Here is a 23,334-nt window from a genome sequence, read left to right on the forward strand (position 1 = left end):
TCCCCTATCGTTCGGAGCCTCGCTCGGGTTGCGCCGGCCGCGCGGTCGGCGTCGTGGGTCGGTGCGGCTGCAGCGGGGTCGGCAGCGGACTGCCCGGCCGGGCCAGTGCCGACCCGGAGGTCGCCCGCTGCACGGCCTCCGTCTCGGGGCCGACCGGTGCCGCGGGCACCAGCTCCGGCAGTCGCTCGCGCACGGCGTCGAGCCGGACGCCGAGCGCATTGCGGATCTGCGCGGCCTGCCTCGACTCCTCGACCGCGCGGTGCATGTCGTGGATCGCCTGCGCGGTGCGCATGAGCTGACGGAACAGCATCGCCTCCGCCATCGTGCCCCGACCGCCGGTGGAGGCCATCGCCATGAGCGAGGCGACGCCGGCGATCGAGCGCAGCGCGTGCGTGCCCCTCGGCGCCGTGTCGCGGGCGCGGATCTGCGCCGTGCGTGCGAGAGTGCGGGCGGCGTCGGCGAGCGGCCCGGGCTCCGTCTCGAGCCGCTGCGACCAGGCCGCGAACGCCCCGGAGGTCTCGCGCGCGGCCTGTGCCCACGTCGCCCGGTCGCGGGGGTCGACGCCGCGCAGCTGCTCCCGCAGCGCGGCGACGTCGTCGGTGTACTCGCGCCAGAGATCCGGGCCGGGCTCGTGCTGCTCGCGGCCGGGCGCGACCGGGGTGTAGCGCAGCGGGTTGCGCCACGTCGCCCGCCACTCGTCGACGGCGGCCTGCGCCGACGCCGGCGTGTCCGGCCAGCCCTGCCGCAGCCGGGGCAGAGTGAGGTCGCGGGCGAGCCGGCCGCCGCCGTACCAGACGATCGGTTCGCCGGGCTTCGGGCGCAACGCGACCGAGTAGCCGGCGACCACATCGTCGCGGTCGGCCGCGAAGCGGGGGCGCGCGATCGCCCCGGACTGGTGCAGCCGGCGCACGAACTCCGCCTCATCGGTGCTCGCGGCTGCGGCCGCGCGCACGGTGCGCTCGAGCCGCACCGACGCGACCGTCTGCTCGCCGCGCCGTTCGGCGCTGGCCCGCTCCCCTGGCCGTTCGCCCCGCAGCGCCATGTCGGAGCCGCGCGACTCGAGCACCTGCAAGCCGTGCTCCTGCTCGAGCTCACGGGCGACCTTCTGCGCCCGTGAGTAGTCGTGGTGGATCGACGCCTTCGTACCGTCCTCCCGGATCAGGTTCACCGCGACGTGGATGTGATCGTTGCCGCGCGCGGAGAGCCCGTGCCGCACGGCAACCCAGCGGCACTGAGCCTTCCCGGAGGCCTCGGTAAAGCCCATCCGGTCGACGAACTGCTGCGCGATCGCCGACCACTGCTCGTCGCTGAGCTGCCCCTCCACGGCGCGCAGGCTCAGCGAGCAGTGCCAGACGTGACCGCCGGCCACCTCGACGCCGAACGCGGTGCGCGGCTCGTCGAGGTCACGCGCGATCGCGAGCGCCGTCGCCCGGTCAAGCTCCGCGTCGCCGTAGAACGTGTAGGTGGCGCTGTCGCCGTTCACCAGGTGCGGCTCGGTGTGCTCGTTGCGCCGCCCCTCCCCCGCGAGGTAACTGAGCAGCCCGCCCATCCGGTCACCGCGGGTCACGTTCGGCATCATGGCTCGGCCAGCCGTTCCACCGCCGCGCTCAGCCTCGGGTAGAGCGCGCGGAACTCCGCGATGACGGCCTCCGCCTCTTTCGGGAAGCGGCTCTCGGTGTTCGCATACTTCGCCAGCTGGTTCGCGTTGTTCGCGATCGACCCCACCTCGCGCCGTAGCGCGAACAGCTCCGCGATCGCCTGCTTGCGCTCCGCGCTCGTCTCCACATCGGACGCGAGCGCCGCCTCGAACATGAGCCGCGGCACGTCAACCCCGGCGGCTCGCGCGCGGGCCTCGAGCTCGGCCTGCTCGCGCGCCGAGGCCTTCACGGTGTAGCGCTTCGCGCGCTTCTCCCCCGCCGGCGCGTTCGCGCGACGACGGCGGCCGAGGATCCCTCCGTGTTCCTGATCAGGCATCCCAGCACCTCCTCCGCCAGCGCAGCGACCCCGCCTCCGTGCGGGGCGTCTGAGGCCAGTATGCGCCTCGGCTCCCGAAAGGGCAAGCGACTTAGTGCAACTAAGTCTATAGCTTGCTCCGTCAGAGACTCCGCTAGAAGCCGCGTCAGCGGCCCTCCGCTCGCAGAGCGGTGAGAGCGGGAGCCTGCGGCTCCGCGATCTGTTGGCCGGCTGCGCCGGCGGGCAACTCCGTTGCCTTTCGACTGCGTGATGGTACGCGCAGTTCCCCGACCGTCAAGGGCTTTCGCGGCATATCCTCCCTCGCTGCGCTCAGTCCGGTATTCCACGTTCCCTTGACGGCCGTCTCCCTGCGTGAAGTTCGGCAGGTGCCGAAAGGCAATGGAGATCTGAGAGAGGAGAGCGCCATGTACGCGAATATCGCTGAGCGAATCGAGGTCGTCGCCGAGGGGTGCGCGGCTCCGGCGGAAGCAGTCGAGGTGGTGGTCTACAGCAAGCCGAGCTGCATGCAGTGCCAGATGACCTATCGGGCGCTCGACGGTAAGGGCGTCCCCTACCGGGTCGTCGACCTCACCGAGGATACCGAGGCCCTGGCCTACGTCACCGAGGAGCTCGGGTATGCGGCGGCGCCGGTCGTCGTCGTCGGCGGCCGCGATCACTGGGCCGGGTTCCGGCCCGATGAGATCGACCGGGCGGCCGCCGGACTGCTCGAGCAGGGGGTACTGGCTGAGGAGGTGCGGTCGTGAACGGCGAGGCTCCTGAGCCGCTCGAGCTGTTCCTTGTCCCAACGGAGGCGGCGGCGCAGCTGGGGGTCTCTGTGCGCAAGTTGCGCCGCTTGCGGCAGGCCGAGGTCGGGCCGGCCTACTTCACGATCGGCTCACGCATCCGCTACCTCGCCGCCGACGTCGCGCAGTGGCGCAGCGACCACCCCGATGGGGTGCAGATCCCCCGTCGACGAGCGGCGTGACAGCTGATGCGAGAGGTTCCTCTCTGGGGAGCGCGAGGGGCGGCGGGTTGCAGCGGCTGCCGGGTCAGTTCCAGTAGCGCGGGTTGAGGACGGTGTCGCCGTCGTAGTCGAGAGCGAGCACGGCGTGTCCGAGGCGGTCGATCGTGATCTCGTCGATCTTCGCGTGCACGCTCCCGGTGCGGAGCACGCGCACCTCGACGTCGATGAGGTCGAGGGCGGTAAGACTGATCATGACGGCCATGCGCCGGGCGGCCTGGCCGCGTCCGCGCTGTGTCATCGGCAGGATCGACGCGATGAACATCAGGCCGCCCATCTGGTCGGTGCCGGGGACGGCGCGCAGCTCGCGCGCGCCGAGGGAGAACAGGATGCCGGGGCCGAGCGCCTGGCGGAAGTAGTTGCCGATGTGAGCGGCCCGCTCACGCACCTCCGGGTCATCGGTGAACAGTTCTGCGGCGGTGAATGGGATCTGGATCATGGGCTCTTCCCTCCTAGTTGTTGTGCCGTTGATGGCACCTGGTGCCAGCGCGGGCACGACGGCGGAGTGCCACTGCAGCGGGGATCCCGCGAGGCCGACCGTCGGGAGAGACGCGGGAGGGCACTGCGTGGAGGGAGCGCGTGCAGCGCGCGACCGGGCGGTGGCGTGGAGCGGAGGGGCCGCTATGCTGCCGCAGGCATCAACGGCAAACACTCGTGCGTAGCACAGGGAGGCGTCGCCCGGTTCGGGCGTCGACGCGGCCGCCCTCCGTCGGCGGCCGCCGCAGCTCGGCGAGCTGCCGTCGTGGGGAGCGCGAGGGGTGCGCCCCTCGCCCGCCGCCCGTGCGGGGCGGCGGGCTGCAGGCGGCTATTCGCTCGACTCGGGCGGCGGGTCGCCTGCGGGTCGGTGTTCCTGCACCTCGACCCACGGGCTGCGATCCGTCCAGGAATAGGCGGTCTCGACGCTCACGGTCTTCGTGTTGACGCGGGCGACCGTCCACCAGTTGCCGCGGATCTTCACGGCGTCGCCCTTCGTGACGTTGTGCGGGCCGTAGTTGGTGGCGCGGCCGCTCGCGATCTGCTCGGCGCGCACCTGCTCCCAGTAGGCGAGCTGGTCGCGGAGCCGCTCGAGTAGTGGGGCGGCGAGCTCCGCCCGCCGTGCGACCTGTTCCTCGGTCGGACACACATAGCCCTGCTCGCGGTCGTACCAGTCCTCCACGATCCGCCGTTCGGCGCGGCGAATATCGGCAGAGAGCTTCTCGATGCGGTTCGCGACGGTGACGGGGGCGTAGCGGGCTCCGGTGGTGTGCGTGGCGGTCTCGGCGCGCCGTGCGGCTTCGGCTGCCTCGGCGTCGGCGGCGACCGCCTGCCCCATCCTGCGGTGCGCCCGGTCGAGGGCGTTGCGGTGCCGGTTCTCGCTGTGGTGGCCGATCTTGATCGGCTCCCCCATCGGCGGGAGCGCGTCCCCGGCGGCCTCGGCGCGCGCCCAGGCCTGCGCTGCGGCGTCGTCCTTGCGCTCGGCCTTCGCCTCGAGCGCGACGATGCGCTCGAGCTGTCGGGCGGCCTTGTCCGCCTCGACTTCGGCGGTGCCGCGCGGGGTGCGGTCGAGCTGCGTCGTCACCTCGTAGCCGGCGGCCTCAAGCGCGGCGACGGTGCGGGTGATGACGTGATCCTTCGGCAGCCGGTCGCGGCTGTGCGGGACGTACCAGGCTCCGATGCTGCGGCCCCAGCGCCAGCCGTGCGCCTTGAGGATCGGCGCGGTGCCGTCGCCTCTGGTGGTGCCGTCGATGAGGGTTCCGGCTTCGTCGGTGTGTGTGATGGTGAGCATGGCTCTCTCCCTTTCGTTTTTTGCCCGTGAAGGCACGCAGTGCCGCGCAGGGAGCGGAGCCGGAGCGCCGGCAACCGTGGAATACCGGAGCGGCGGAGCGCAGCGCGGGACGCGAGGATATGCCGCGAAAGTGCTGGCGTGCAGGATCGGCGACCGTAGACTGCCGCAGGCTTCACGGTCAAACAACGTCCTCGATCGGGGCGCGGCCGGGGATCCGGCCGACCGTCGGCCGCCCTCTGTCGGCGGCCGCTGTGCAGCTCGTCGAGCTGCCATGCCGGGGAGCGCGAGGGGCACGCCCCTCGCCCGCCGCCCGGACTGGGCGACGGACTGGGTGTCGCGCGTCAGGGCCGGATCTCGCCGCCGATCTGCAGCGCGGCCATGAGTGTTTCGGCGAGATCCCAGAGGGGTTCGATCTCCGCATCGTTGCTGTTACCGCTCGCGGCGGCGCAGGCGGCGCGGTGGGCCTCGGCGATCGCTTCCTCGGTCTGCGGGAGCAGCACGGCGAGCTGGCTGTGGCTTTCCTTGGTCGGGAACACGAGCGATTCCGCGAGCACGCGCATGCGGTAGGCGGGCTGCTGGAATGGGCCGACGAGCACGGCCTCGATGAACGCGGCGATGCCGTTGCGGGCGAGGGTGTGGGCAAGGCCGGAGTGCTCGCTCCAATCCTTGACGAACACCTCGCCGGGGCGGGCGACGAAGCCGGAGGCGAGCAGGTCGACGGTGAGCACCTCTTTCTCGCCGGTGTCGGGGTGCACGATCGCCAGGGCGTGCTGGCTGGGGTCGTACTCGATCCGCCCCTCGAGCACGACGTCGTTGAACGTGAGATAGGCGTTCTCGCGCAGGGTCTTCCAGGTCATCATCATCTCCTTGTTTTCTTGCCGTTGATGGCACCTGGTGCCAGCGCGGGCGCGATCGCGGAGCGCCGCCGCAGCGCCGGGCCCCGCGCGGCCGAGCGGAGCGAGAGACGCGCGAGGGCGGCGCGTGGAGGGAGGCTGCGGCGCAGCTGACCGGCGGTGGCGCGCAGCGGAGTGGCCGCTATGCTGCCGCAGGCGTCAACGGCAAGAACACGGGCATCGCCCGTGAGGGGTCGGCGACCCGCACGGGTCGTCCGCTCGCCGGCCTCCGTCGTCGGCGTGCAGCTCGTCGAGCTGCACTGTGGGGAGCGCGAGGGGTGCGCCCCTCGCCCGCCCGCCGCTCGGGTCGGCGGGCGGTGCGGCTCATCCGAAGACGAGTTCCCCGTAGAGGGCGCGTTGCAGGATCTGGTCGGCGTCCTCGGCGCAGAAGTTGTCGGGGTCGGGGCAGCACAGCGCCCGCGTTCCTCGCGCTTGGGTGAACACCGCGCGGAGGCGCGTGGCGGTGAGGATGGTCGCGTGCTTCGCCCGGTAGCAGGGGCAGACTCCGGCGGGGTCGTCGCAGTCCGGGGTGCAGTGCCGCACGCGCAGCGCGCCGCGGCCGAGGCACTCGATCCCCCAGACCCAGGGCGCGTACTGGACGTCGTGGCTGCCGTCGATGGCTTCGGCGAGACTGGTGCGGTTCGACATGAGGGGGTTTCCCTTCTCTCCACTCCACGAGTCCGTCCCGTGAAGGCACGAGAGTGCCGGTCGGAGGGCGCGCTGCAGAGCGCCACCGCAGCGGCGCACCCCGCGCGACCGAACCGGGTTCGAGGCGCGCGAGGGGGCCGCGTCGAGCCCGGCCGCGCAGCGGGCGGGCGTGCGGTGGCGCGGCGCGGGGCGCCTCGTAGCCTGCCGCAGGCTTCACGGGAAGGGCTCGGGCACCGCCCGCGTGGGGAGGTCGACCCGGCGGGTCGTCCTTGGGCCGGCCTCCGTCGCCGGCGCCGCAGCTCGACGAGCTGCTCGGGGAGCGCGAGGGGCACGCCCCTCGCCCGCCGCGCGGTGCAGCGGGCGAGGGTGCCGTGGATCTAGCAGATCTCGAATCCGCCGCAGCCGCGGAGGAAGGCGGCGAACCCCTTGACGTTCTCGGCGTCGAAGGGGTAGTGCGTCTCCCAGGCGGGGGTGCGGCCGGTGCCGCTGCAGCCGTTGCAGCCGCCCTTGCCAGTGTCGGGGTCGCGCGGCTGATCGTAACCGTACTCCTGTCCGATCGCGTCGGTGCGGATGCCTGCGCCGCGGCAGATGGTGCACTCCTCATCGGGGAGCGCGCCCACTTCCGCCTCGTACCGCCGGGCGTACTCGGCGACCTTGCCGGAGGCCAGATCGCGTTCGATCGCCTCGGCCAGTGCGAGCGAGGTCGCCGCGTCGAGCCCGTCGCCGTCGTTGCTGTGCCAGTAGGTGCACGCCTCGGTGAGGTCGGGGTAGGTCGTGAGGAGGAAATCTGCGAGCGGGTGCCACCACCAGACGTTGTTGCGGAAGTACTCCCCCGCGTCGGTGGTCGGCGCCTTGCCGTATACGTCCATGCCCATTGCTTCGTCTCCTTACTGCTGACTGCCAGCTACTTGGTCGCCCTCACGTTTTCCTTCCGTGAAGGCACGAAGTGCCGGTGCGGTCACGCAGCGAAGCGCCACCGGGAGCGGCGGGCCGCGCGCGGCCGAGCTGCAGGCGAGTGACGTGCGAGCACGCGGCGGCAGGCGGGGCCCGAGTATCGGGGTTCGCCGGCCGGTGGCGCGCAGCAGCGGGGCCGGTATCCTGCCTCCGGCTTCACGGAATGAAAATCGGGGCACAGCCCCGAGGAGTCGAGTGCGCGCGGTGCGCGCTCCTCCGTGCCGGCCCGGAGGAGGCCGGCTACCGGCCGAGACCGGCGTCGGGCCCGTGTCGCCCGCCGCTGCGGGGGCTCGGGCTGCCGTAGGTGTTCGGTGTCTGCGGTGCCGGTGGTACCGCGCGCGGAGCCGCCGGGGTGTCCATGCCGGCGATCCGGGCGGCGGTCATCGGGTCGATCCCCGGCGGGCGGATGCCGAGGCGTTCGACGTCGCCCTGGCCGCGATCATCGCGGCGGGTCACGATGCCCGTGAACATGTCGCACAGCGGGCCGAGGTCGCGCTGTTCGGTAGCGATGCGTGACGCCTCGTTGTTCACCTCGCCGTGGACGCTGCGCCAGTCGAGGTTCCATCCGGCGTCGGCGGCGATGCGGTTCCAGAGCAGCCGCTGCGCACGTCCGTTGCCCTCGCGGAACGGGTGAATATAGTTCCACTGGTCGTAGTGATAGCTCAGCCGCTCGATGAACTGCGGCCGGTCGAGGCCGCGCAGCATCTGATCCTCGCGCAGCTCACCGGCGGCGAAGCTCGCGGCCCGGTCGATCATGTGGAAGGGGAGGAAGAACTCGGCGCCCTCGTGCTGCTTGCGCATGTCGATGGCGCAGCTGGCCCGCCCAGTCGTAGACGTCCTGGAACAGGTGCCGGTGGATGGCTCGGAGCTCGTCGAGATCCCCGGTCGCTCGGACGGGGGTGTCGACGAGTTCGACGGCTCGGGCGAAGGTCAAGGCGCCTTCGGCCGAGGCGAGGTCGGCGCGCGTGAACGCGCCGACCTCGTTGCGGAGGATCCCGGCGGCCGGGTCGAGGTAGGGGTCGACGATTTCAGGCAAGGCCGTAGCGTGCTCGAGCGCGCGCTACCAGCTCGTGCGAGTCGATCCGTCCGGCAACGTAGTCGTCGGCGTCGGCGCGGGTGTCGACGTCGACGTGCAGGCCTTCCATTTCGCCGCTGTGCATGGCGTCCTCGACGATGCGCGCGCTCCTCGGATACGGCGGCTGCGGTGTGCCGGGTGTCGGTCATGGTCGCCTCCTTCACGCGCGGGGTTTCTGCTCCTATTCTACCGTGCGCCCCTGTCATTGACAGGGGCTCACGGGCGCTGCGTCGCGGGTTCGAGGGGCCGGCGGGTGCCGGCGCCCTCTCCCGCTGCTCACTACTCGTCGCGGGGCTTCCGCGTGATGACGGCGGTGGCGTGGGTGAGCGAGACGGCGACGTCGTCGGCGTCGATTACCCGCCCGTATTGCTTCTGGCCGTTCGCGTCGTCCCATGAACTCGAGTACTCGTTGCCGGTGACGACGACCTTGTCACCGCGGTGAGCCGTCGCCATCACGTTCTCGCCGAGCTCGAACTTAGCCTCGACGAAGTGCGTGGTGGGGGTGTCGTGTTCGATGAACTTCCCGCCCCGGTACTCGCCGGTGTTCTCGATGACGCGGAACTTGACGATGGTGATCTGTCCGGCCTGCACCTCTTCGGGGTCGGCGGCCAGACGGCCCTTGATGGTTCGGTAACCCATGATCATTCTCCTTCTGGTGTTAGTGATTGGTGGCGATGCGGTCGATGTGGTCAGGGCGGAAGCCCACCCAGTGGTCGCAGTCGCTGACGACGACGACCGGAGCGCTCGAGTAGCCGAGTTCCTCGGTGACGTAGGCCAGGGCCTCTTCGCTCTCGCTGAGGTCGACAGCCTGGTAGGGGATGCCGTGCTCGTCGAGTGCGCGGTAGGTGAGTTGGCACTGCATGCACCTCGGGGTGCTGTACACGATGACTGGCTTGTCCATCTGTCTCACACCTCCCGATCAACCATTTTTCTTTGCCTTCCGGCATGAGAGATCGAGTGTGAGCGGGAGCGGCGGAGTGCCTGGTCGTGGAATACCGGAGCCGTGCAGCGGCGGAGGATATGCCGCGAAAGCCCGGAACGGCAGTCGCGGAGCGAGCTACGATCGGCTTGCCGGGAAGGTCAAAGAAATCAGGGGAATGCAGCGCCGCGTAGCGGCTCCTCTGGCGCGCCTCCGTGCGCGCTCGGCTGTGCATCCTGCTCCCCCGCTCTGTTCTGCGGGCCGAGACGTCTTCGGCTCAGTTCGTGCGGCCTATCATACCTTTTGAGGGGAAAATCGCACTTATTCGAGTGGAGCAAGGGCGGAGGCTATGGCTCTTCGGTCGTCTCCGGCTCGTCAAACCAGCGGATGACGCTGTTAGCGTTGAGGGCGCCGCGCAGCTCGTCCGCTGCGGTGCGGAAGGCGGCTGAGGCGCGGTCGAGCCCGGCAGCGGTCTGTGCGGCGCCGGTGCCGTCGCCGCGATTGTCCTCGCCGTCGTAGTGCACGCCGTCCTGCGTCCGGCGATGCCAGGCAGCGAGTTGCTCGGACACTTGGGCGAGGTGGTCGCTCGTGTCGCGGACGTCTCCGATCATCCGGTAGGAGTCGATCGGGCTCGCCACGGTGCGGGTGGAGTGGGCGAGGGTGCGTGCCGTCTCCTCAAGCTCGGCGGCGATCGCTGCTTGAGACTGCTCCTCGTTGATAGCCATGATCAGCTCCTCTCCCCCAGCGTCAGCCCGAGGGAGCGCCGGAGCGCGGCCTCGTCACCGCCGTCGAGTTCGTCGGCGCGCGCGAGCAGCAGGTCGACGGCGACGCGGATGAGCGTGTTGTCGGTGATGCGATCCGCGTCGGGGGCCTTCATCCGGTTGAGACGCCGCGCGCGGAAGGTGAGCTCGGTGAGTTGATCGTCGCGCAGCCGGGTTTCCTTCCGCGCGAAGCGCAGGTAGGGCGGCAGTACGGTGTCGCTGACGCTCGGTGTTGCCGCGGCGCGGGCCTTAGGCGCGCGTCGCGGCCGCGCAGAGCGTACGGCCTTCTTCGGTGCGAGCGTCTCCTCGACCGGCACGGCGGCCGCGGCCGCCGTGGTCTCCGGGGTCGGCTCCGGCGGCAGCTCGGGAACCGGCGCGAGTGGTGCTGCCGCCGCGTCGGGAACGATGCGGAGTCTGGCCTCGTCGCCTCCCGGCCCGGTGAGCATGTCCGTGAGCTTGGTGCGTGCCATGAGAGTTATGCTCCGATCTGGCTCTTGGTGTTCGCCCAGAGGCTCATGAGCTCGAGCGCGACGCGGCGGAAGTCTTCGAGCGCCCTGGGCGAGCTGCGGGAGTCCGAGAGGGTGAACTGCGTGACGACCTTGCCGTGCACCGATCCCATCTTGTTCACCTTGTAGTCCCGGATCGAGGAGGCGAATCTGGCGACGTTCGCGCTGTCGAGCAACGCTTCGGCGTCATCGAGCTCGGCCGGGACGCGGGTGTCCACCTTGTTGATCACGACGCGGTACGGCACCCCCGAGGGCAGCACGATCTTGGTGATCGTCTCGACGAGCGGGCCGAACGACAGCGGCGCGGGTTCGGTGGGGAGAATCACGAAGTCGGAGGCGGTGAGGACGGTTGCCAGTACATCGTGGCCGACGAGTGATCCGGGGGTATCGACCAGGACGACGTCGTAGGGTGTCTCGCGGAGTCGGGCGAGGTTCGCGGGGTCGGTGTCGTCGGCGACGTCGAACGGCAGCGACTCCCCTGCTCGGTCGGCCCACCATGCCGAGGACTTCTGCTGGTCGACGTCGACCACGAGCACGCGCGAGTGCTCGGAGAGGACGGCGGCGAGATTCATGGTGAGGGTGGTTTTGCCGGCGCCGCCCTTCTGGTTGGCGATCGTGACGATGTACATGGCTCTCATTCAATCTGTAAGTCTGTAAGTTCCGAAGTCTGTAAGTCGGCGTGTTGTGAAATGACTTACAGAGTCTGTCAGTCTGTAAGTTACAGAGTTACCGAGTTACAGAGTCTGTCAGTTCGGAAGTACCGGAGTTACAGAGTAACAGACTTCCGAACTCTGTAAGTTCCAAGTCAGAATCTGTAACTCTGTAAGTTCCGAAGTCTGTAACTTACAGAGTCGTTTTCGCACGTCGCGCTCTCCGTTGCGCGGCACTCGTTCCGGTAGGGTGAGTTGACTCAAGGGCTAAAAGTCGCTCAGATGGGCGACCAGGGGCGTTTCCGGTAGGATTCTGTCGGGGGAGCGCGAGGGGATCACCCCTCGCCGGCCGCTGCGCGGCTGAACGCACCGGAACGGGGTGCCCGACGTATCTGGTCGAAACTGTGGCACCCCGTTCTCGCCTGCGACGATCAGTCGGCGTCAGTGTCCGGGTCTGTGACCTCGGTGATGGCGGCGAGGATGCGGTGCGCGGTGTCGATGACGCGCACGCCCGAGGCGCGGAGCACGTCGCGGTCGCCGCGCGTCCAGGTGGCGATGTAGCCGATGCTGTTCGCGCTGGTGTCCTGCCCGAGCGTTCCGGCGACAACGTAGGCGATGGATTCCGCTTCGGCTTCGTAGAGGCCCTGGTGCTGGTGGTACTCGTTCATCTCGACGGGGAGGAGGCCGTGCGCGGCTTCGTGCAGGATCGTGAGCGAGGCGTGCGCGGGTTCGAGGGATTCCTCGATGCGCATGATCCGGCTGCGGGGGTCGGTGTGCCCGTCTTCGCCGGAGAGGGGCGACCGTTCGACCGTCCAACCGTCCTCGGTCAGCCAGGCATAGGCTGCCTCGTAGATCCCGGCGTTGTCTCCGCCGCGCAGTCGGGGTGCCGGGTCGGGGATCTGATCGGCGCCGGGGATGGGGTCAGTCTGGCTGATGTCGAACACGCGGCGTTGCGGCCAGTACACCTGCACCTTGTCCTCGCCGCTGTCTTCGGCATGCTCGATCGTCTTGACCTGTCGGCCGATGATCTTGATGTGCTTCTCGCCTGCGCGTACCTGGCGCCCGAGCTTCTGCCAGGTGCGATAGCCGGCGACGCGGGTCGCGTGCGGGCACTGCGCGCGGATGAGCAGCAGATTGTTCAGGCTGTAGCGGCGGAACAGCGTTGCCATCCGCAGCACGTTGGCCCACGTCTCGCTGTCGGTGAGCGCGTCGACCTGCTCGGCAATCATGGCGTGCAGCTGCTCGAGTTCGGCGCGACGCTCGGCGGGGCTCTTGCGGGTCTTGATCTTGGTCATCATGTCTCCCTCGTCGTTGTTCCGGGCTGTCCGGCAGGGAGATTCGTGCGTGAGCGGGAGCCGCGGGAGTGCCTGGCGGGGGAGCGGTTGCTAAGCGCAGGGCCGCAGGCCCGGAGTCTGCAAATAGCGAGCGCCGGGAACGGCGAGCGGCGGAGCGAACGAGGATCGGTCGCCGGACAGTCAGGAGCAGAGAAGGGTTGGGCCGGCCGAGAGGCCGGCTCCGTTCAGCGGGGGGAGCGCGAGGGGGATCACCCCCACGCTCCGCGCCGGCCCTCCGTCGGTCGGCGCTGCGCGGGGGGAGTGCCAGCTCTGGCTGGCTCCGCTGGGCCGCACGATGTGCGGGGGTGGCCCCGGTCTCGACGATGGAGACCGGGGCCACAGCCGGCTATGCCTCGCCCGCGGCGGTGTCGGCCTCTTCCTCGGAGGCGGTCTCGGCGGGGGTCGGGTCGGCCTCCGCTTCTGTGGTGCTGTCGACGCCGATCACGATCTGCTCGACCTCGGAGAGCGGGTAGCCCCAGGTGTCGAGCTGCGTGAAGTAGCACTCCGCTGCCTGGTCGGGGTGTCGCCACGTCGCCTTGCCCGTGGTGGACTCGATGCTGGCGAGCACGACCGCGAGAGCCGCGTGCCCGGCCTTGCCCGGCTGCTGCTGCACGAGGGCGTCGAGCGGGCTGGCCTCCCAGTAGTTCTCCGGCTCGGCCAGGCCGAGGAAGGTCGAGGCCATGCGGTTCGCATCCCCGAGCGCGCCTGCGATCCTGCGGCGGTGCGTGGTAAGCATCGTCGCGATGAAGCGGGTCGCGTCCTTGGGGAGGGTGCGGCGTCCGAGGAATGCGGCGAGCCACTCCCTCCTGACCGCTTCGGCCGAGGCCCACGCCTTGTTGTTCGCGATGAGCTGGCGGCGCTCCGCTTTCTGCTCATCGGTCATGGGGCCACTGGCCGCGCCGTTCTGCGGGCGCTTTTTGAAGCCGTGCGCCTTGGGATCGTCGAGGTAGTAGCCGATGGCGACTTCGCCGTCGACATAGACCCTGACGTGTGCGGCTGCCCCGGTGAGGCCGGTGAGTTGCTCGACGGTGACCGGATCCCCGGTGCGCAGATCGATCAGTTCGTGCAGCGGCACGGGGGTCTTGTCGTAGTAGCCCGGCTCCCGGTCGAGGATCTGGAATCCCTGCTCCTTGACCTCGGCTTCAGCCTGCTCGCGAATCTCGCGGCGCTGGCGCTCATCGCGCTGCCGCTGCAACTCGTGGGGGAACTGCTCCGGGCTGTGCTCGGCGCACTCCACCAGCCGCTTGACGGCCTCCTTGTCGCCCTCGAACTCGAGGATCGCGGCGGCCTGGTCGAGAGTGACCTCGTGCTTGGTCGCGATCTTGCCCGCGAAGTCGCTATCGGCGACGGTGATCCCGGCCTCGACGACAGCGCGCTTGACGCCGGTCTGCTTGGCGATCTGCGGCACGCTGAGCCCCTCGAATGCGAGTTGCTGGAACACGGCGGCTCGTTCGGGCTCGGTGAGCGCGGCGCGGTGCTCGTTCTCGGCGAACTGGTCGAGGATGCGCTCGACGGTGGTGTCGTCGCCCTCCACGACACGGGCGGGAACGATCCGGCCCGCAGCCCGCGCACCGAGCACCCGACGCTGCCCCATCCGCACGGAGACCTTGCCCTCCATCCGACGGCAGACGACGGGCATGAGCACGCCGCGCTGCTCGATGCTGCGGATGAACTCGCGGTTAAGCCGCACGTCGAAGCGCACGTTCGGATCGACCTCAATGTCGTTGGGGTCGAGGTACTCGATAGTGCCGAGTTCTGCGATGTCAGTCATGATTCTCTCCTCTGATCAACTGTTTTGCTGCCCTTCCGGGCACGAAGATCGTGGGAGAGCGGAGGGCGCGCAGTGCCCGGTCGTGGAATACCGGACGAAGCGCAGCGGAGGAGGATATGCCGCGAAAGTCGGGCACGGAGCGGTCGGAGCGAACTACGATGTGATGGGCCGGAAGGGCAGCAAACGCCGGCGGCGCCGGCACAACTCAGCGGCCGCGACTGTGGTCTCCATCCCGTTCGTACGCGTCTGAGGTGCGCTCGAGCTGCGTTAGGCGACAGCCAGCTCGAGCGCGGGCCGGAGGATTCCTTCTCGGATGAGCCGGCGAGCTGCAGCATGGTCGAGTCGCCCTCGCGAGGTGCGCGGGTACTTGGGGTAGTCGGGACGGTCGTTCTGCTCGAATAAGACGACGCCGGTGGGCGCGCGGCGACGCCGGCGTCGCTTATGTCGGCGGCGCATCCAGGTGACCTCGGCCTGCCACCAGGCCCAAGTGCCCCGCTCCGCGTCGTAGCGGGCCCGACGCTCGAGGAGGTAGCCGTCGACGCCGAGAGCGATGGCCACGGCGTCGCGGAGATCCTCGCTGGGGCGGCGCCAGCCGTTCGCGGTGCGTTCGACGAGGCCGTGGCGGGCGAGGCGTCGCAATGATCGTCGGGCCTGTCGGGGGTGAACTCCACTCAACTCGGCGAGCTCGTCGACCTGCAGCACTGTGTCGGGGGAGAGCGCAGTGTAGATCCGTCCTGCGGTTCTTCCTAGAGATCCGGGTGCTGAGAACGTGTCGTGGGAGAGTCCCGTAAGCGCGGTGGTGAGTTCGTTCAGCCACCAGGTGCGAGCGTCGGATCCAGGCGTGCGGGGCGGGCGCGTGACCGCTTGTGACCACTTAGAGTCTTCTGCTTCTGTGGAAAACCGTGTGGAGAGCCGGTAGCTCGCGCCGTGCACGCCCTCGGCCTCCTCGACCCGGACGAGCCAGGCGCTTTCAGGGTCGCGCTGGTCGTAGCCAGTACTCAGGGCGATGAGCGCGAGGCGGCAGGCTTCGCGGCCGTAGCCGGTGTCCTGGGCGAGGCGGCGCACGTCGACCTCGACGACGGCGCGAGCCGCTTGGACGAGGTAGAGGCAGACGGCGCGGAGCACAGCCCGATGGCTGTAGCGGCCGCGACGGTTGCGCGCGGCACGAGAGGCGCCGTCGAGCCCCCAGAGACCGGGCATGGCATTGGCCTGCGCGTCGGCGGCGCGCACCGCGGCGGTGACAGCCTGCGCGCGTGCCTGGAACTCGACGTCCTGGCCGTCGCCGGCGATCGGGTTGGCGGCGACGTAGTAGACGGTACGCTGCCAGTCGGCCGCGAGACGCTTGCGCGCGGTGTCGTGGGGCACGGGCACGCGTCCCGCACGGCTGGGCCGGGTGCGGGCGTGCTCGAGCGCGGGGGAGTGCTCGAGCAGCTGCGCCACCTCGTCGTAGCGCCAGCGGGCACGGGCGAGGCCCGCGAGCACGGCGGCTTGCGTGATCGAGGTGTCCTCGGCCGGGGGCGCGTCGAGCATGGCGCGGATGCGGGCGCTCGGTTCGCGACGCTTTCCGACGAGGTAGGGGTGGCCGGCGTCGTCGCGGGCCATGCCTCTGATGATGCTGACGGGGGCGGCGGGCTCGGTGGCGCCGGCGTCGACGAAGAAGCTGCGCAGCAGCGCGAGGTCGTCGACGGTCGTGGCGGCGCGGGTGAGCGTGTCGAGCGAGCCGCGCTCGAGCTCGGAGACGCCGCCGGCACGGTGCGGGGTGCCCGGAGGCCGCACACACCCGGTGGCGGGGTTCGTGAGCGGGCTCTTGTCGAGCGAGGGGAGGAGGCTGCCTGCGAGATCCGCGAGTTCGCGGATGAGCTGCGGGTCGGTGGCCTCGGCGAGGGCGATCCAGATGTGGCGACCTCCGGAGGGCCCGGAGATCGCGGTGAGGTGCTCGACGTTGAGCTCCTCGAGCCAGAGTGAGAGCTTGCCAGCGTCGTAGGCGGCGTTGCCGCGGCCGGCGTCGAGGTCGAAGCAGAGGTAGCGGTAGCCGGTGAAGTCGGCGAGGTACATCGCCCACGGCCCGGCGGGACGCGGGCCTGAGACCTCTGCGCTGGCGCCGTAGAGGTTGCTCCATCCGCCGGCGAGATCCTCGGCCAGGGCGACGCGCACCGTGTCGCGCGGGCTGAGGGCGCGCGTGAGCGCCCAGCCGTCGAGGGCGGGTTGCGACACGATTGCGGGAAAATCACCCACAAAATGGGGTCGCTTGACACCGGAATGCGCTACTATCAAGGCATCCTTTCGGATCCTGTACGAGGCAAGGAAAGACCCTCCGGTCTCTCCGGCTTCGGTTGGGTTGAGCTCGAGTCACAGATTGGCGTCCGGGGACAAGAGCTAAGACTTCGGGGAGGCCGCCTTCGGGCGGCCTTCTTCTTTTATGCGGCTGGGATAGGCAGCTCCTCGTGTTGGGGACGGGGGCTGTCGACGAGCGGCAGGTGGCCGTTCTCCTCGACGAGTTGGTGGATGAGCGCCTCCATGTAGTAGGCGACGGACACGCCGCTACTCGCGGCAGCGTCCTGCACGGCTTCCCGCACCTCGGGTGCGACGCGGCCCTGCAGGAGAACGGTCGGCGACCCCTGGCGGCGCCGTGCGCGGGCTCTCGTTGCACTCATGTCTCAACCGTGGCGCAATGTATGCATACATTCGGGAAATGAGGCGGCGTGTCGCAGCCTTCCTCGCCGAAGCGGTCAGACTCGCGCCCCGAGTCAGGAGTGTTGTTGGTTGGAGGTGGCCGCGAGCACCTCGCGCAGCTCTGCCTTGTATGCGACCCAACGGCCGTTGATTTGGTAGCCGGGGATCTCGCCGTCTTCGAGCCAGGCGCGGATCGTCTGCTTCGTCTTGCCGAAGAATGTGGTGAGATCGCGCATGCGCAGTTCATCAGGCCAGTCGGCGAGGGGGTCGTCGTCGATGACCTCGCCGGTGGAGATGTTTCGGCGATCTGCAAGCCAGGCGCGAATCTCGCACTTGTAGACGATCCAGGAGCGGCCGATGTAGTGGCCGGGGATCGTACCGTTCTGCAAGTGCCGGTGCACGGTCGACTCGTGCACTCTGAAGAGCGGGGCGAGCTCGCGAACCGGCACTGGGTCGGCGAGCGCGTCCCAGTATTCGGCGTCCGTCATCGCACCAGCCGTGGCAGCGTCGTCGGCGCGGCCGGCTCGGGGGTGGTCGGGTTGGCGGGCATGTCTAGGATTATCGCAAATCCGGCGGTAACCGCGCCGCAATATGTCATGGTGTTGCCTCCCAGCGGAGTGACACGGTGGCGCGCACGACGGGGCCGAACGCGATCGTGTCGCCGTCGACGACTTCGACGGGTTCCCCGGCGCGCAGTTCGCGCGCACCGCTTTCCGGGTAGAGGATCGTGCCGTTGCCGGAACCGCGGTCGATGAGCCAGAACCGTCCGCCGTTCCAGGCGACCTCGGCGTGCACGCGCGACATGGTCTTGCCGGTGTCGATGACTTCGATCTGCTGCCAGCCCGCTGCGGCTTCCTCCGGTGCGGCCTCGGGCTGGCGGCCGATGATCGCACGATCGGCGACGACGGCGACGTCGCCGGTGGTGAAGCGGAGTGTCGCGACGGCCCGGGGAACAGGGTGCGGCGCAACCGGGTGAGGCTGGGGCTGCACTACGGGAGCTGGGGCAACTGGGGTCATCGTGGGGATCGGCTCGGTGGGTGCGCCGCGGCCGCGACGTCGCGACGCGGCTTGCTCGAGCGGTTGCACGTCGCCGTCGGGGAAGACGGCGAGCTGCCAGCGGCCTCCGGGGTCGACCGTGGTCATGCGCACGCCGCGGCCGAGGCGTGTCGCAACTTCTACGGCGTAGCTGATGATGTGCTCGCGCGTCGCTTCGAGTGAGCCGGCGGGGTAGTCGCGATGGTCGCCTGCGACGGCGACGTGGGCGGAGCCGTCGGCGGCGACGGTTGCGTGAATGACGGGGTAGGCGGGGATCTTCGGCGTCATCAGTATGTCCTCCTGCAGGTGTCTGCGGGGCAGAGCTCGAGGCCGAAGAGCCGGTAGAACTCCTCGGGGTTCACATAGCCGATCGGCCCGCCGATCGTTTCGGATCGCGGGAGTGCCGCCACCGCCTCGTTGGTGGTGCCGACGACCTCGACGCCGAGGTGCAGGTGGCAGCCGGTGGAAGGGCCGTTGGTGCCCACGAGTGCGATCTCCTGGCCGGGGGTGACAACGTCGCCGACGGATACGAACATATCTTCCGGGTACATGTGGACGTACCAGATCGTGTACCCGTCGGGGTGCTTGATCCCGATCTGGTAGCCCTCGGCATAGGTGACCGTGCCGTTGGTGATCGCGTAGATCGGATCGTCGCAGGGGTTGGGCCAGTGCTGCATGTCGACGGCGTTGTGCCAGTCGCTGATCCCGTCCATAACGTAGCCGCGGAAGCCGTAGCCGCTGGTGAACTGGTACATCGGCTCGGTGGCGAGCGGGAACACCAGCGGCCCGCTCTGACAGCCCGCCATGTCGCCGCCGGCGAGGACGGCCACGATCTCGCCCGCGGGCGCGTAGAACGCTTCGTAGTGATAGGGGTCGGCGTTGCGTTGGACGCGGTGCGCGGCGATCGTGGGCTCGAGGGTCTGCCAGTCGGCGACGGCCATGAGTACGGTGAAGAACTTGGTGGCGCTGATGGTGGGATCCATCCGTTCCTCGAGCGTGCCCCAGGAGTCGCGCTGCTGGAACAACCCTCGCGAGTCCGGGCCGGCTTCGTCGCCGTAGTCGAGTACGCGCAGGCTGGATTCGCCCATCGCGGTCATGACGCCGAGCACCTGCGCGTCGCGCTGCAGGCCGAGCGCCGATGCCGCGTTCATGATGTGGGCGGCGTTGCGCAGCTGCTCCCCGGAGTAGCCGGCGATCGGGCCCTCGGGCACCTGGTCGACGTTCACGACGGCTGCGGGCCCGCACGCGGCTTGGGCGCTCGGGCCGAACAGGAGGAGGATCATTGCGAGCAGCCCGCCGACGATGAGCACGGGGATCGCGATCACCGCGCCGACGCCCACTCCTCGTGCTGACATGCTCAGCCCTCGGCCGGGCGGATCCGTTCTGCGAGCCACGGTGAACTCGTGTCGGGTCGCGTGAGGGTGATGTTGTATGGGCCGTTGTCGGTCGGTATGCGGACGATGAGCAGTACTTCGGTGCTTCCCTCAAGGATCTTCCCGGCGCCAGTCACTTGCGTGACGGGGATGAGCGTCGGATCGGTGCCCTCATAGGCGTGAGCCCCCTGCTGGCTGAGCAGGGGGAGCATGTCTCGCCACCAGTTATCGTCGCTGAGCTGTGGCCGGGCGAATGTTTCCATGACCTTAGTCGCGGCTGCGATCGCGTCATCCTGGCTCTGCGCGCCGGCTTCGGGGACAGCTGGGATCTCGGCGTCGTCGACCGGGTGCTCGTGATCGGTGGGCGGGAGCGCGGGGCTCTCGGTCGCTGATGGGGAGGGGGTCGGCTCCGCCGCTTTCTCGGGTGTGCAGCTGGTGAGCAGCACGAGGAGCAGCGCGGCACTTGCGAGCTGTGCTGAACGGGAGTTGTGGTGCCTCATCTGACCCTCCTTTGCGCCGTGATTCGGTGCCTGCATCGCATTCATCGGATCAACTCTGTTCCGAATAAGTGCGATTTTGCCCGTAAAAGGTATGATAGGCCGCACGATCCGAGTTCATCTACCGCACTGTCGAGGTAGAGAGGCGGGGCGGCCGATGGACTCCCAATCACCACTGACGTTGGTAGGGGGTGGCACCTGTGTCGGACGAGAATCCGTGGATCAGGTCGGGAGGCATCGCTGCGCCGGCCGCGGTCGCGTCTGCTCCGCGACACTCGGCTGGCCCCGCCACGGTCAGCGCACCACAGGCTGGTGTCCCGGTGCCCGATCAGGCCGATCGGCTCCCTCGACGTCAGGCTGTCGGAACGGCCACGCTGTGGTGGCTGGGCGTCCACGGGGGAGCGGGGGAGTCCTCGCTCGCTCGCTTGGCAGCGGGGACGCGCCCGGCTGAGCATGCCTGGCCGATGCCGAGCATGCCGGGAATCCCGAGCCGGGTAGTGCTCGTAGCGCGCACGAACTACGCCGGCCTCACCGCGGCGCAGCATGCTGCACGGGAATGGGCTTCCGGCTCCCTCGGCGACTCGGTCACTGTCGAGGGAGTTCTGATGGTGCCCGATCAACCTGGTCGACTGCCGAAGTCTCTCCGGCACCTCGCGCAGCTGGTTGCCGGTGGTCTGCCGCGCAGTTGGACAGCGCCGTGGGTCGAATCGTGGCGGTTCGGCCCCCTCGATCCCGCCGAGCTCCCGAAGGGGCTCGGAGCGGTGTTCTCCGACCTCTCTCTGCATCCCATCGTTCCGCGTACCTGAAAGGCGCACACCATGTCACTACTCGCTCAGGCGCTTTACCTCGCGACCGTTCTCCCGATGGCGATCCCCGACCCCGATCCGGTCACACCTCCGGGGTTCGAGGCTCCGGTCAGCCTCATCATCGGCATGCTCCGCTGGGGCGGCTTGGCGCTGGCCGTGGCGGGCATCATCATCGTCGGCGCGCGTCTGACGATCAATATCCGCCGCGGTGAGGCCGCGCACGAGATCGGCATGCTGGGGGCGATCGGCCTCGGTATCATGCTCATCGGTGCGGCTGCGTCGATCGTCGGGTTCATCTCGGGATCCTGATCGGAGGAACGATCATGAGCACCGACGACTCCGGCTCGACCAGTCCTTTCGCGCGTCGCGGGTTCATCGCCGCGGCGGTCGTGGTCGGCGTCATCGCGGCGCTGGGGATCTTCGTGCTGGTGATGAACCTGGTCTCCCCGCCGACCTCGGCACCGCCCACGGACTCGCCGACGTCGACGCCGCCGGTCTCGGCCGCCGATGCGAGCGTGTGCGGGCTCGAGGCGTTCGAGACGGAGAGCTCGCTCACCCAGGCGCCCGACGTCGAGTGGGAGCTGGTCGGAACGATCGCGGCCCCGACGGATCCGGCCGTGGGGCCGGGCACCGTCGACGATGGGTTCCGATCCTGCTTCGCACACACCGCGGAAGGCGCTCTGTATGCGGCAGTGAACTTCCTCGCGACCGGAACTGACGCGATGCTCAGTCAGAGATTGCTTGAGCTCGTGGCCGAGGGGCCGGGCAAGGATGCCCTCGAGCAGCTCCTGAGCCAATCACCCGATGGGGTGACCTCGAGCTATCGAGCTCAGGTTGCCGGGTACAAGATCGGCCAGTACGACGGGACGAACGCGACGATCGACCTGGTGCTCAACTACAGCGACGGGCGGCTCGTCAGCGTTCCACTCCGGCTCGTGTGGGAGGACGGCGACTGGAAGGCGGTCTTCGACGATACCGGGCAGATGCCGCTGGCCCCTGCCGAGCTGCAGAATCTCGGTGGATACACCCCGTGGGGTGGGGCCTGATGGCCTGTGCACCGTTCGATTTCGTCTGCAAGGCTCGCGAGGGCCTCGAGGACGTCATCTCTGCGGCTGCGAACGACACCCTGCAGGAACTCACGAACCGGGCGTTGGAGAGCTTCGGGACGGCGGTGGCGAGCGTCGGCACGGTGTGGGTGCAGCTGCCGACCCCGATCCTGACGGCGGGTTCAGGTTCGGCCGGCGGCGGCACTCCGCCGGAATCGGCGGGGCTCACCACGATCCTCGGCTACGTCCAGTACATCGGCCTGGCGCTGTGCGTGCTCTCCATACTGGGCGTCGCAGCGCTGTTCATCTGGCGCGGCGCGAGCGGGGGCGGAGGCGGCTCCGTGCTTACGGGACGGCTCGGCATCGTGCTCGGCGCGGTGGCGCTGATCTCGGGTGCGTCCTCGATCGTGGCCTTCCTGCTGCCGAGCTCGGCCCCCGGCGGCTCGGTCAGTGCGACGGGCTTCATGCAGAACTCGCTCTGGTACTACGTCGGCGCCCTCGCGGTGCTGTCGGTCATCATCGGCGCGATCCGCATGGCCTGGGAGCAACGGGCGAACCCCGGCAAGGAGTTGCTGCAGAGCATCATCACGCTCATCGTCGTCTCGGGGGCCGGCCTCACGTTCATCACGATCGCGGCCACCCTGACGGATGCCTTCTCGGTGTGGGTGCTGAACAGCAGCACTGGCTGCGATGTGACCGAGCAGGGGGAGTCCAACTGTTTCGGGACGAACATCTACGCGATGATCGCGCTCTCGGCGACCTCCCCGATCGGCCTCCTCGCGGTGCTCATCCTCACGGTGATCGCGTTTCTCATGACCGTCGCGCAGGTCGTGCTCATGGTGATCCGCGGCGGCCTGCTCGTCGTGCTCGCGGGCGTGCTGCCGCTGACGGCGAGCTTCACGAACACGCAGATGGGTCGTACCTGGTTCCAGCGCGCGGTGGGGTGGACGCTCGCGTTCCTGCTCTACAAGCCCGCGGCCGCGCTGGTCTACGCGGCCGCTTTTCGGCTCGTCGGCAGCGACGCCTTCGGCGCTGGCGGCTCTGGCCTGGTGTCGATCATCACGGGCATGGGACTCATGCTCGTCGCACTGTTCGCGCTGCCGGCGCTGCTGCGCTTCGTGATGCCGATGACGTCGGCGGTCATCGGCGGGGGAGCGGGCGGTCTGGCGATGGCGGGTATGGCGGGCGCGGCCGGCTTCGAGGCGGCGACGGGCGCGATCTCGCGTACGAGCTCGTCGACGGTGAGCTCGTCTGCCGGCGGCCCGTCGACGGCGGGCCAGTCGGGATCGTCCGGGCCGTCGGGATCCTCTGGCGGCCCCGGAACGACCGGGAAGTCCGGTGCCGCCTCGAGCGGTGGCGGCAGCGGAGGCGGCACTACGGCAGGCGCCGGTGCAGCGTCGACCGGCGGCGCCGCCGCAAGCGGGGGAGGCGCAGCTGCGGGCGGTGGCGCTGCAGCTGGCGGAGGGGCCGCTGCGGGCGGCGGCGCAGGTGCGGCGAGCGGCGCCGCGGCTGGCGCAGCCGCGACGGGCGTCGGCATCCCCGTCGCCGTCGGGATCATGGGCGTGCAGGCCGCTGGTAAGGCGGCGGGCGCGGCCAAGTCGGGGCTCGAGGGCGCCGCCGGCGACGCTACCGGCGGGCCGAGCGGGTCGTAGGG

The 23,334-nt window shown here is 69.5% G+C and carries 29 protein-coding genes; 6 read left to right on the forward strand and 23 right to left on the reverse strand.

What is annotated here, in order from left to right:
* Positions 1–4 precede the first annotated feature (4 nt).
* Together D1J51_RS13160 and mobC are read right to left on the reverse strand one after the other, a co-directional pair.
* The gene (locus D1J51_RS13160) at positions 5–1,576 is read right to left on the reverse strand and encodes a relaxase/mobilization nuclease domain-containing protein (protein ID WP_240423266.1); all 1,572 of its coding nucleotides are present in this window, start codon (positions 1,574–1,576) and stop codon (positions 5–7) included.
* Positions 1,576–1,974 carry a plasmid mobilization protein gene (mobC, locus tag D1J51_RS13165; RefSeq protein WP_119075893.1) on the reverse strand — a complete coding sequence of 133 codons (399 nt, stop codon included), beginning with the start codon at positions 1,972–1,974 and terminating at the stop codon, positions 1,576–1,578. Before mobC ends, D1J51_RS13160 begins: the two co-directional genes overlap by 1 nt.
* A 404-nt stretch (positions 1,975–2,378) precedes the next feature.
* On the opposite strand from mobC, the gene nrdH (D1J51_RS13170) reads away from it, so the two are divergent.
* Both nrdH (D1J51_RS13170) and D1J51_RS13175 read left to right on the forward strand, forming a co-directional pair.
* A complete protein-coding gene (nrdH, locus tag D1J51_RS13170) occupies positions 2,379–2,717 on the forward strand; it encodes a glutaredoxin-like protein NrdH (protein ID WP_119075895.1) in 339 nt (112 codons plus the stop codon).
* Positions 2,714–2,938, forward strand: a complete 225-nt coding sequence (locus D1J51_RS13175; RefSeq protein WP_119075896.1) for a helix-turn-helix domain-containing protein — start codon at positions 2,714–2,716, stop codon at positions 2,936–2,938. The genes nrdH (D1J51_RS13170) and D1J51_RS13175 overlap by 4 nt, the downstream gene beginning before the upstream one ends.
* Before the next feature lie 64 nt (positions 2,939–3,002).
* Here D1J51_RS13175 and D1J51_RS13180 read toward each other — a convergent pair whose 3' ends face one another.
* The 21 genes from D1J51_RS13180 to D1J51_RS13270 form a co-directional block, all read right to left on the reverse strand.
* A complete protein-coding gene (locus tag D1J51_RS13180) occupies positions 3,003–3,413 on the reverse strand; it encodes a hypothetical protein (RefSeq protein ID WP_119075898.1) in 411 nt (136 codons plus the stop codon).
* 366 nt (positions 3,414–3,779) lie between these two features.
* A complete protein-coding gene (locus D1J51_RS13185) occupies positions 3,780–4,739 on the reverse strand; it encodes a DUF3560 domain-containing protein (protein WP_119075900.1) in 960 nt (319 codons plus the stop codon).
* Between the two features lie 341 nt (positions 4,740–5,080).
* Positions 5,081–5,596 (reverse strand): hypothetical protein, encoded by a 516-nt coding sequence (locus D1J51_RS13190; protein ID WP_162903837.1) that lies wholly within the window; start codon positions 5,594–5,596, stop codon positions 5,081–5,083.
* A 360-nt stretch (positions 5,597–5,956) separates the two neighbouring features.
* The gene (locus tag D1J51_RS13195; protein ID WP_119075904.1) at positions 5,957–6,280 is read right to left on the reverse strand and encodes a hypothetical protein; all 324 of its coding nucleotides are present in this window, start codon (positions 6,278–6,280) and stop codon (positions 5,957–5,959) included.
* A gap of 377 nt (positions 6,281–6,657) precedes the next feature.
* On the reverse strand, positions 6,658–7,155 hold the full coding sequence (locus tag D1J51_RS13200; RefSeq protein ID WP_119075906.1) for a hypothetical protein: 498 nt from the start codon (positions 7,153–7,155) through the stop codon (positions 6,658–6,660).
* A 319-nt stretch (positions 7,156–7,474) separates the two neighbouring features.
* Complete coding sequence (locus D1J51_RS13205; RefSeq protein WP_240423252.1) at positions 7,475–8,035, reverse strand: Fic family protein; 561 nt, start codon at positions 8,033–8,035, stop codon at positions 7,475–7,477.
* Positions 7,956–8,270: a Fic family protein gene (locus D1J51_RS18440; RefSeq protein ID WP_240423254.1), complete on the reverse strand. Its 315-nt coding sequence runs from the start codon at positions 8,268–8,270 to the stop codon at positions 7,956–7,958. The genes D1J51_RS13205 and D1J51_RS18440 overlap by 80 nt, the downstream gene beginning before the upstream one ends.
* Entirely contained in the window at positions 8,263–8,409 is a 147-nt protein-coding gene (locus D1J51_RS17985) for an antitoxin VbhA family protein (RefSeq protein ID WP_256386021.1), read from the reverse strand. Before D1J51_RS17985 ends, D1J51_RS18440 begins: the two co-directional genes overlap by 8 nt.
* Before the next feature lie 179 nt (positions 8,410–8,588).
* Positions 8,589–8,948 carry a single-stranded DNA-binding protein gene (locus D1J51_RS13210; protein WP_162903839.1) on the reverse strand — a complete coding sequence of 120 codons (360 nt, stop codon included), beginning with the start codon at positions 8,946–8,948 and terminating at the stop codon, positions 8,589–8,591.
* 19 nt (positions 8,949–8,967) lie between these two features.
* The gene (gene nrdH, locus D1J51_RS13215) at positions 8,968–9,210 is read right to left on the reverse strand and encodes a glutaredoxin-like protein NrdH (protein WP_119075909.1); all 243 of its coding nucleotides are present in this window, start codon (positions 9,208–9,210) and stop codon (positions 8,968–8,970) included.
* Between the two features lie 365 nt (positions 9,211–9,575).
* Positions 9,576–9,953, reverse strand: coding sequence for a hypothetical protein (locus tag D1J51_RS13220; RefSeq protein ID WP_119075911.1), 378 nt, complete (start codon positions 9,951–9,953; stop codon positions 9,576–9,578).
* A 2-nt stretch (positions 9,954–9,955) separates the two neighbouring features.
* The gene (locus D1J51_RS18200; RefSeq protein WP_205547893.1) at positions 9,956–10,459 is read right to left on the reverse strand and encodes a hypothetical protein; all 504 of its coding nucleotides are present in this window, start codon (positions 10,457–10,459) and stop codon (positions 9,956–9,958) included.
* A 5-nt stretch (positions 10,460–10,464) separates the two neighbouring features.
* A complete protein-coding gene (locus tag D1J51_RS13230; protein ID WP_119075912.1) occupies positions 10,465–11,124 on the reverse strand; it encodes a ParA family protein in 660 nt (219 codons plus the stop codon).
* Between the two features lie 452 nt (positions 11,125–11,576).
* Positions 11,577–12,440, reverse strand: a complete 864-nt coding sequence (locus tag D1J51_RS13235; RefSeq protein ID WP_240423259.1) for an ArdC family protein — start codon at positions 12,438–12,440, stop codon at positions 11,577–11,579.
* 385 nt (positions 12,441–12,825) lie between these two features.
* Positions 12,826–14,250 (reverse strand): ParB/RepB/Spo0J family partition protein, encoded by a 1,425-nt coding sequence (locus D1J51_RS13240; RefSeq protein WP_119075916.1) that lies wholly within the window; start codon positions 14,248–14,250, stop codon positions 12,826–12,828.
* 267 nt (positions 14,251–14,517) lie between these two features.
* Positions 14,518–16,464, reverse strand: coding sequence for a hypothetical protein (locus D1J51_RS13245; RefSeq protein ID WP_119075918.1), 1,947 nt, complete (start codon positions 16,462–16,464; stop codon positions 14,518–14,520).
* Positions 16,465–16,667: 203 nt separating this feature from the next.
* The gene (locus D1J51_RS13250; RefSeq protein WP_119075920.1) at positions 16,668–16,904 is read right to left on the reverse strand and encodes a hypothetical protein; all 237 of its coding nucleotides are present in this window, start codon (positions 16,902–16,904) and stop codon (positions 16,668–16,670) included.
* A 93-nt stretch (positions 16,905–16,997) separates the two neighbouring features.
* Entirely contained in the window at positions 16,998–17,411 is a 414-nt protein-coding gene (locus D1J51_RS13255; protein ID WP_119075921.1) for a helix-turn-helix domain-containing protein, read from the reverse strand.
* Between the two features lie 106 nt (positions 17,412–17,517).
* Complete coding sequence (locus D1J51_RS13260) at positions 17,518–18,246, reverse strand: FHA domain-containing protein (protein ID WP_119075923.1); 729 nt, start codon at positions 18,244–18,246, stop codon at positions 17,518–17,520.
* A complete protein-coding gene (locus D1J51_RS13265) occupies positions 18,246–19,313 on the reverse strand; it encodes a M23 family metallopeptidase (protein ID WP_119075925.1) in 1,068 nt (355 codons plus the stop codon). The genes D1J51_RS13260 and D1J51_RS13265 overlap by 1 nt, the downstream gene beginning before the upstream one ends.
* Positions 19,314–19,315: 2 nt before the next feature.
* On the reverse strand, positions 19,316–19,831 hold the full coding sequence (locus D1J51_RS13270) for a hypothetical protein (RefSeq protein WP_119075926.1): 516 nt from the start codon (positions 19,829–19,831) through the stop codon (positions 19,316–19,318).
* Positions 19,832–20,148: 317 nt separating this feature from the next.
* On the opposite strand from D1J51_RS13270, the gene D1J51_RS18665 reads away from it, so the two are divergent.
* The 4 genes from D1J51_RS18665 to D1J51_RS13290 are packed head-to-tail and all read left to right on the forward strand — an operon-like array spanning position 20,149 to position 23,332.
* On the forward strand, positions 20,149–20,634 hold the full coding sequence (locus D1J51_RS18665; RefSeq protein ID WP_371414091.1) for a DUF6668 family protein: 486 nt from the start codon (positions 20,149–20,151) through the stop codon (positions 20,632–20,634).
* 12 nt (positions 20,635–20,646) lie between these two features.
* On the forward strand, positions 20,647–20,943 hold the full coding sequence (locus tag D1J51_RS13280; RefSeq protein WP_119075930.1) for a hypothetical protein: 297 nt from the start codon (positions 20,647–20,649) through the stop codon (positions 20,941–20,943).
* A gap of 14 nt (positions 20,944–20,957) precedes the next feature.
* A complete protein-coding gene (locus D1J51_RS13285; protein ID WP_119075932.1) occupies positions 20,958–21,680 on the forward strand; it encodes a DUF8175 domain-containg protein in 723 nt (240 codons plus the stop codon).
* A complete protein-coding gene (locus tag D1J51_RS13290) occupies positions 21,680–23,332 on the forward strand; it encodes a TrbL/VirB6 family protein (RefSeq protein ID WP_119075959.1) in 1,653 nt (550 codons plus the stop codon). The genes D1J51_RS13285 and D1J51_RS13290 overlap by 1 nt, the downstream gene beginning before the upstream one ends.
* Positions 23,333–23,334 lie beyond the last annotated feature (2 nt).

Source organism: Leucobacter sp. wl10 (genome assembly GCF_003569785.1).
GTDB lineage: Bacteria > Actinomycetota > Actinomycetes > Actinomycetales > Microbacteriaceae > Leucobacter.

Excerpts from the sequence above, each read along its gene's own strand:
- D1J51_RS13160 (WP_240423266.1), bottom strand. The coding sequence starts at position 1,576 with ATGCCGAACGTGACCCGCGGTGACCGGATGGGCGGGCTGCTCAGTTAC.
- mobC (WP_119075893.1), bottom strand. The coding sequence starts at position 1,974 with ATGCCTGATCAGGAACACGGAGGGATCCTCGGCCGCCGTCGTCGCGCG.
- nrdH (WP_119075895.1), top strand. The coding sequence starts at position 2,379 with ATGTACGCGAATATCGCTGAGCGAATCGAGGTCGTCGCCGAGGGGTGC.
- D1J51_RS13180 (WP_119075898.1), bottom strand. The coding sequence starts at position 3,413 with ATGATCCAGATCCCATTCACCGCCGCAGAACTGTTCACCGATGACCCG.
- D1J51_RS13185 (WP_119075900.1), bottom strand. The coding sequence starts at position 4,739 with ATGCTCACCATCACACACACCGACGAAGCCGGAACCCTCATCGACGGC.
- D1J51_RS13190 (WP_162903837.1), bottom strand. The coding sequence starts at position 5,596 with ATGACCTGGAAGACCCTGCGCGAGAACGCCTATCTCACGTTCAACGAC.
- D1J51_RS13195 (WP_119075904.1), bottom strand. The coding sequence starts at position 6,280 with ATGTCGAACCGCACCAGTCTCGCCGAAGCCATCGACGGCAGCCACGAC.
- D1J51_RS13200 (WP_119075906.1), bottom strand. The coding sequence starts at position 7,155 with ATGGGCATGGACGTATACGGCAAGGCGCCGACCACCGACGCGGGGGAG.
- D1J51_RS13205 (WP_240423252.1), bottom strand. The coding sequence starts at position 8,035 with ATGCGCAAGCAGCACGAGGGCGCCGAGTTCTTCCTCCCCTTCCACATG.
- D1J51_RS13210 (WP_162903839.1), bottom strand. The coding sequence starts at position 8,948 with ATGGGTTACCGAACCATCAAGGGCCGTCTGGCCGCCGACCCCGAAGAG.
- nrdH (WP_119075909.1), bottom strand. The coding sequence starts at position 9,210 with ATGGACAAGCCAGTCATCGTGTACAGCACCCCGAGGTGCATGCAGTGC.
- D1J51_RS13220 (WP_119075911.1), bottom strand. The coding sequence starts at position 9,953 with ATGGCTATCAACGAGGAGCAGTCTCAAGCAGCGATCGCCGCCGAGCTT.
- D1J51_RS18200 (WP_205547893.1), bottom strand. The coding sequence starts at position 10,459 with ATGGCACGCACCAAGCTCACGGACATGCTCACCGGGCCGGGAGGCGAC.
- D1J51_RS13230 (WP_119075912.1), bottom strand. The coding sequence starts at position 11,124 with ATGTACATCGTCACGATCGCCAACCAGAAGGGCGGCGCCGGCAAAACC.
- D1J51_RS13235 (WP_240423259.1), bottom strand. The coding sequence starts at position 12,440 with ATGACCAAGATCAAGACCCGCAAGAGCCCCGCCGAGCGTCGCGCCGAA.
- D1J51_RS13240 (WP_119075916.1), bottom strand. The coding sequence starts at position 14,250 with ATGACTGACATCGCAGAACTCGGCACTATCGAGTACCTCGACCCCAAC.
- D1J51_RS13250 (WP_119075920.1), bottom strand. The coding sequence starts at position 16,904 with ATGAGTGCAACGAGAGCCCGCGCACGGCGCCGCCAGGGGTCGCCGACC.
- D1J51_RS13255 (WP_119075921.1), bottom strand. The coding sequence starts at position 17,411 with ATGACGGACGCCGAATACTGGGACGCGCTCGCCGACCCAGTGCCGGTT.
- D1J51_RS13260 (WP_119075923.1), bottom strand. The coding sequence starts at position 18,246 with ATGACGCCGAAGATCCCCGCCTACCCCGTCATTCACGCAACCGTCGCC.
- D1J51_RS13265 (WP_119075925.1), bottom strand. The coding sequence starts at position 19,313 with ATGTCAGCACGAGGAGTGGGCGTCGGCGCGGTGATCGCGATCCCCGTG.
- D1J51_RS13270 (WP_119075926.1), bottom strand. The coding sequence starts at position 19,831 with ATGAGGCACCACAACTCCCGTTCAGCACAGCTCGCAAGTGCCGCGCTG.
- D1J51_RS13280 (WP_119075930.1), top strand. The coding sequence starts at position 20,647 with ATGTCACTACTCGCTCAGGCGCTTTACCTCGCGACCGTTCTCCCGATG.
- D1J51_RS13285 (WP_119075932.1), top strand. The coding sequence starts at position 20,958 with ATGAGCACCGACGACTCCGGCTCGACCAGTCCTTTCGCGCGTCGCGGG.
- D1J51_RS13290 (WP_119075959.1), top strand. The coding sequence starts at position 21,680 with ATGGCCTGTGCACCGTTCGATTTCGTCTGCAAGGCTCGCGAGGGCCTC.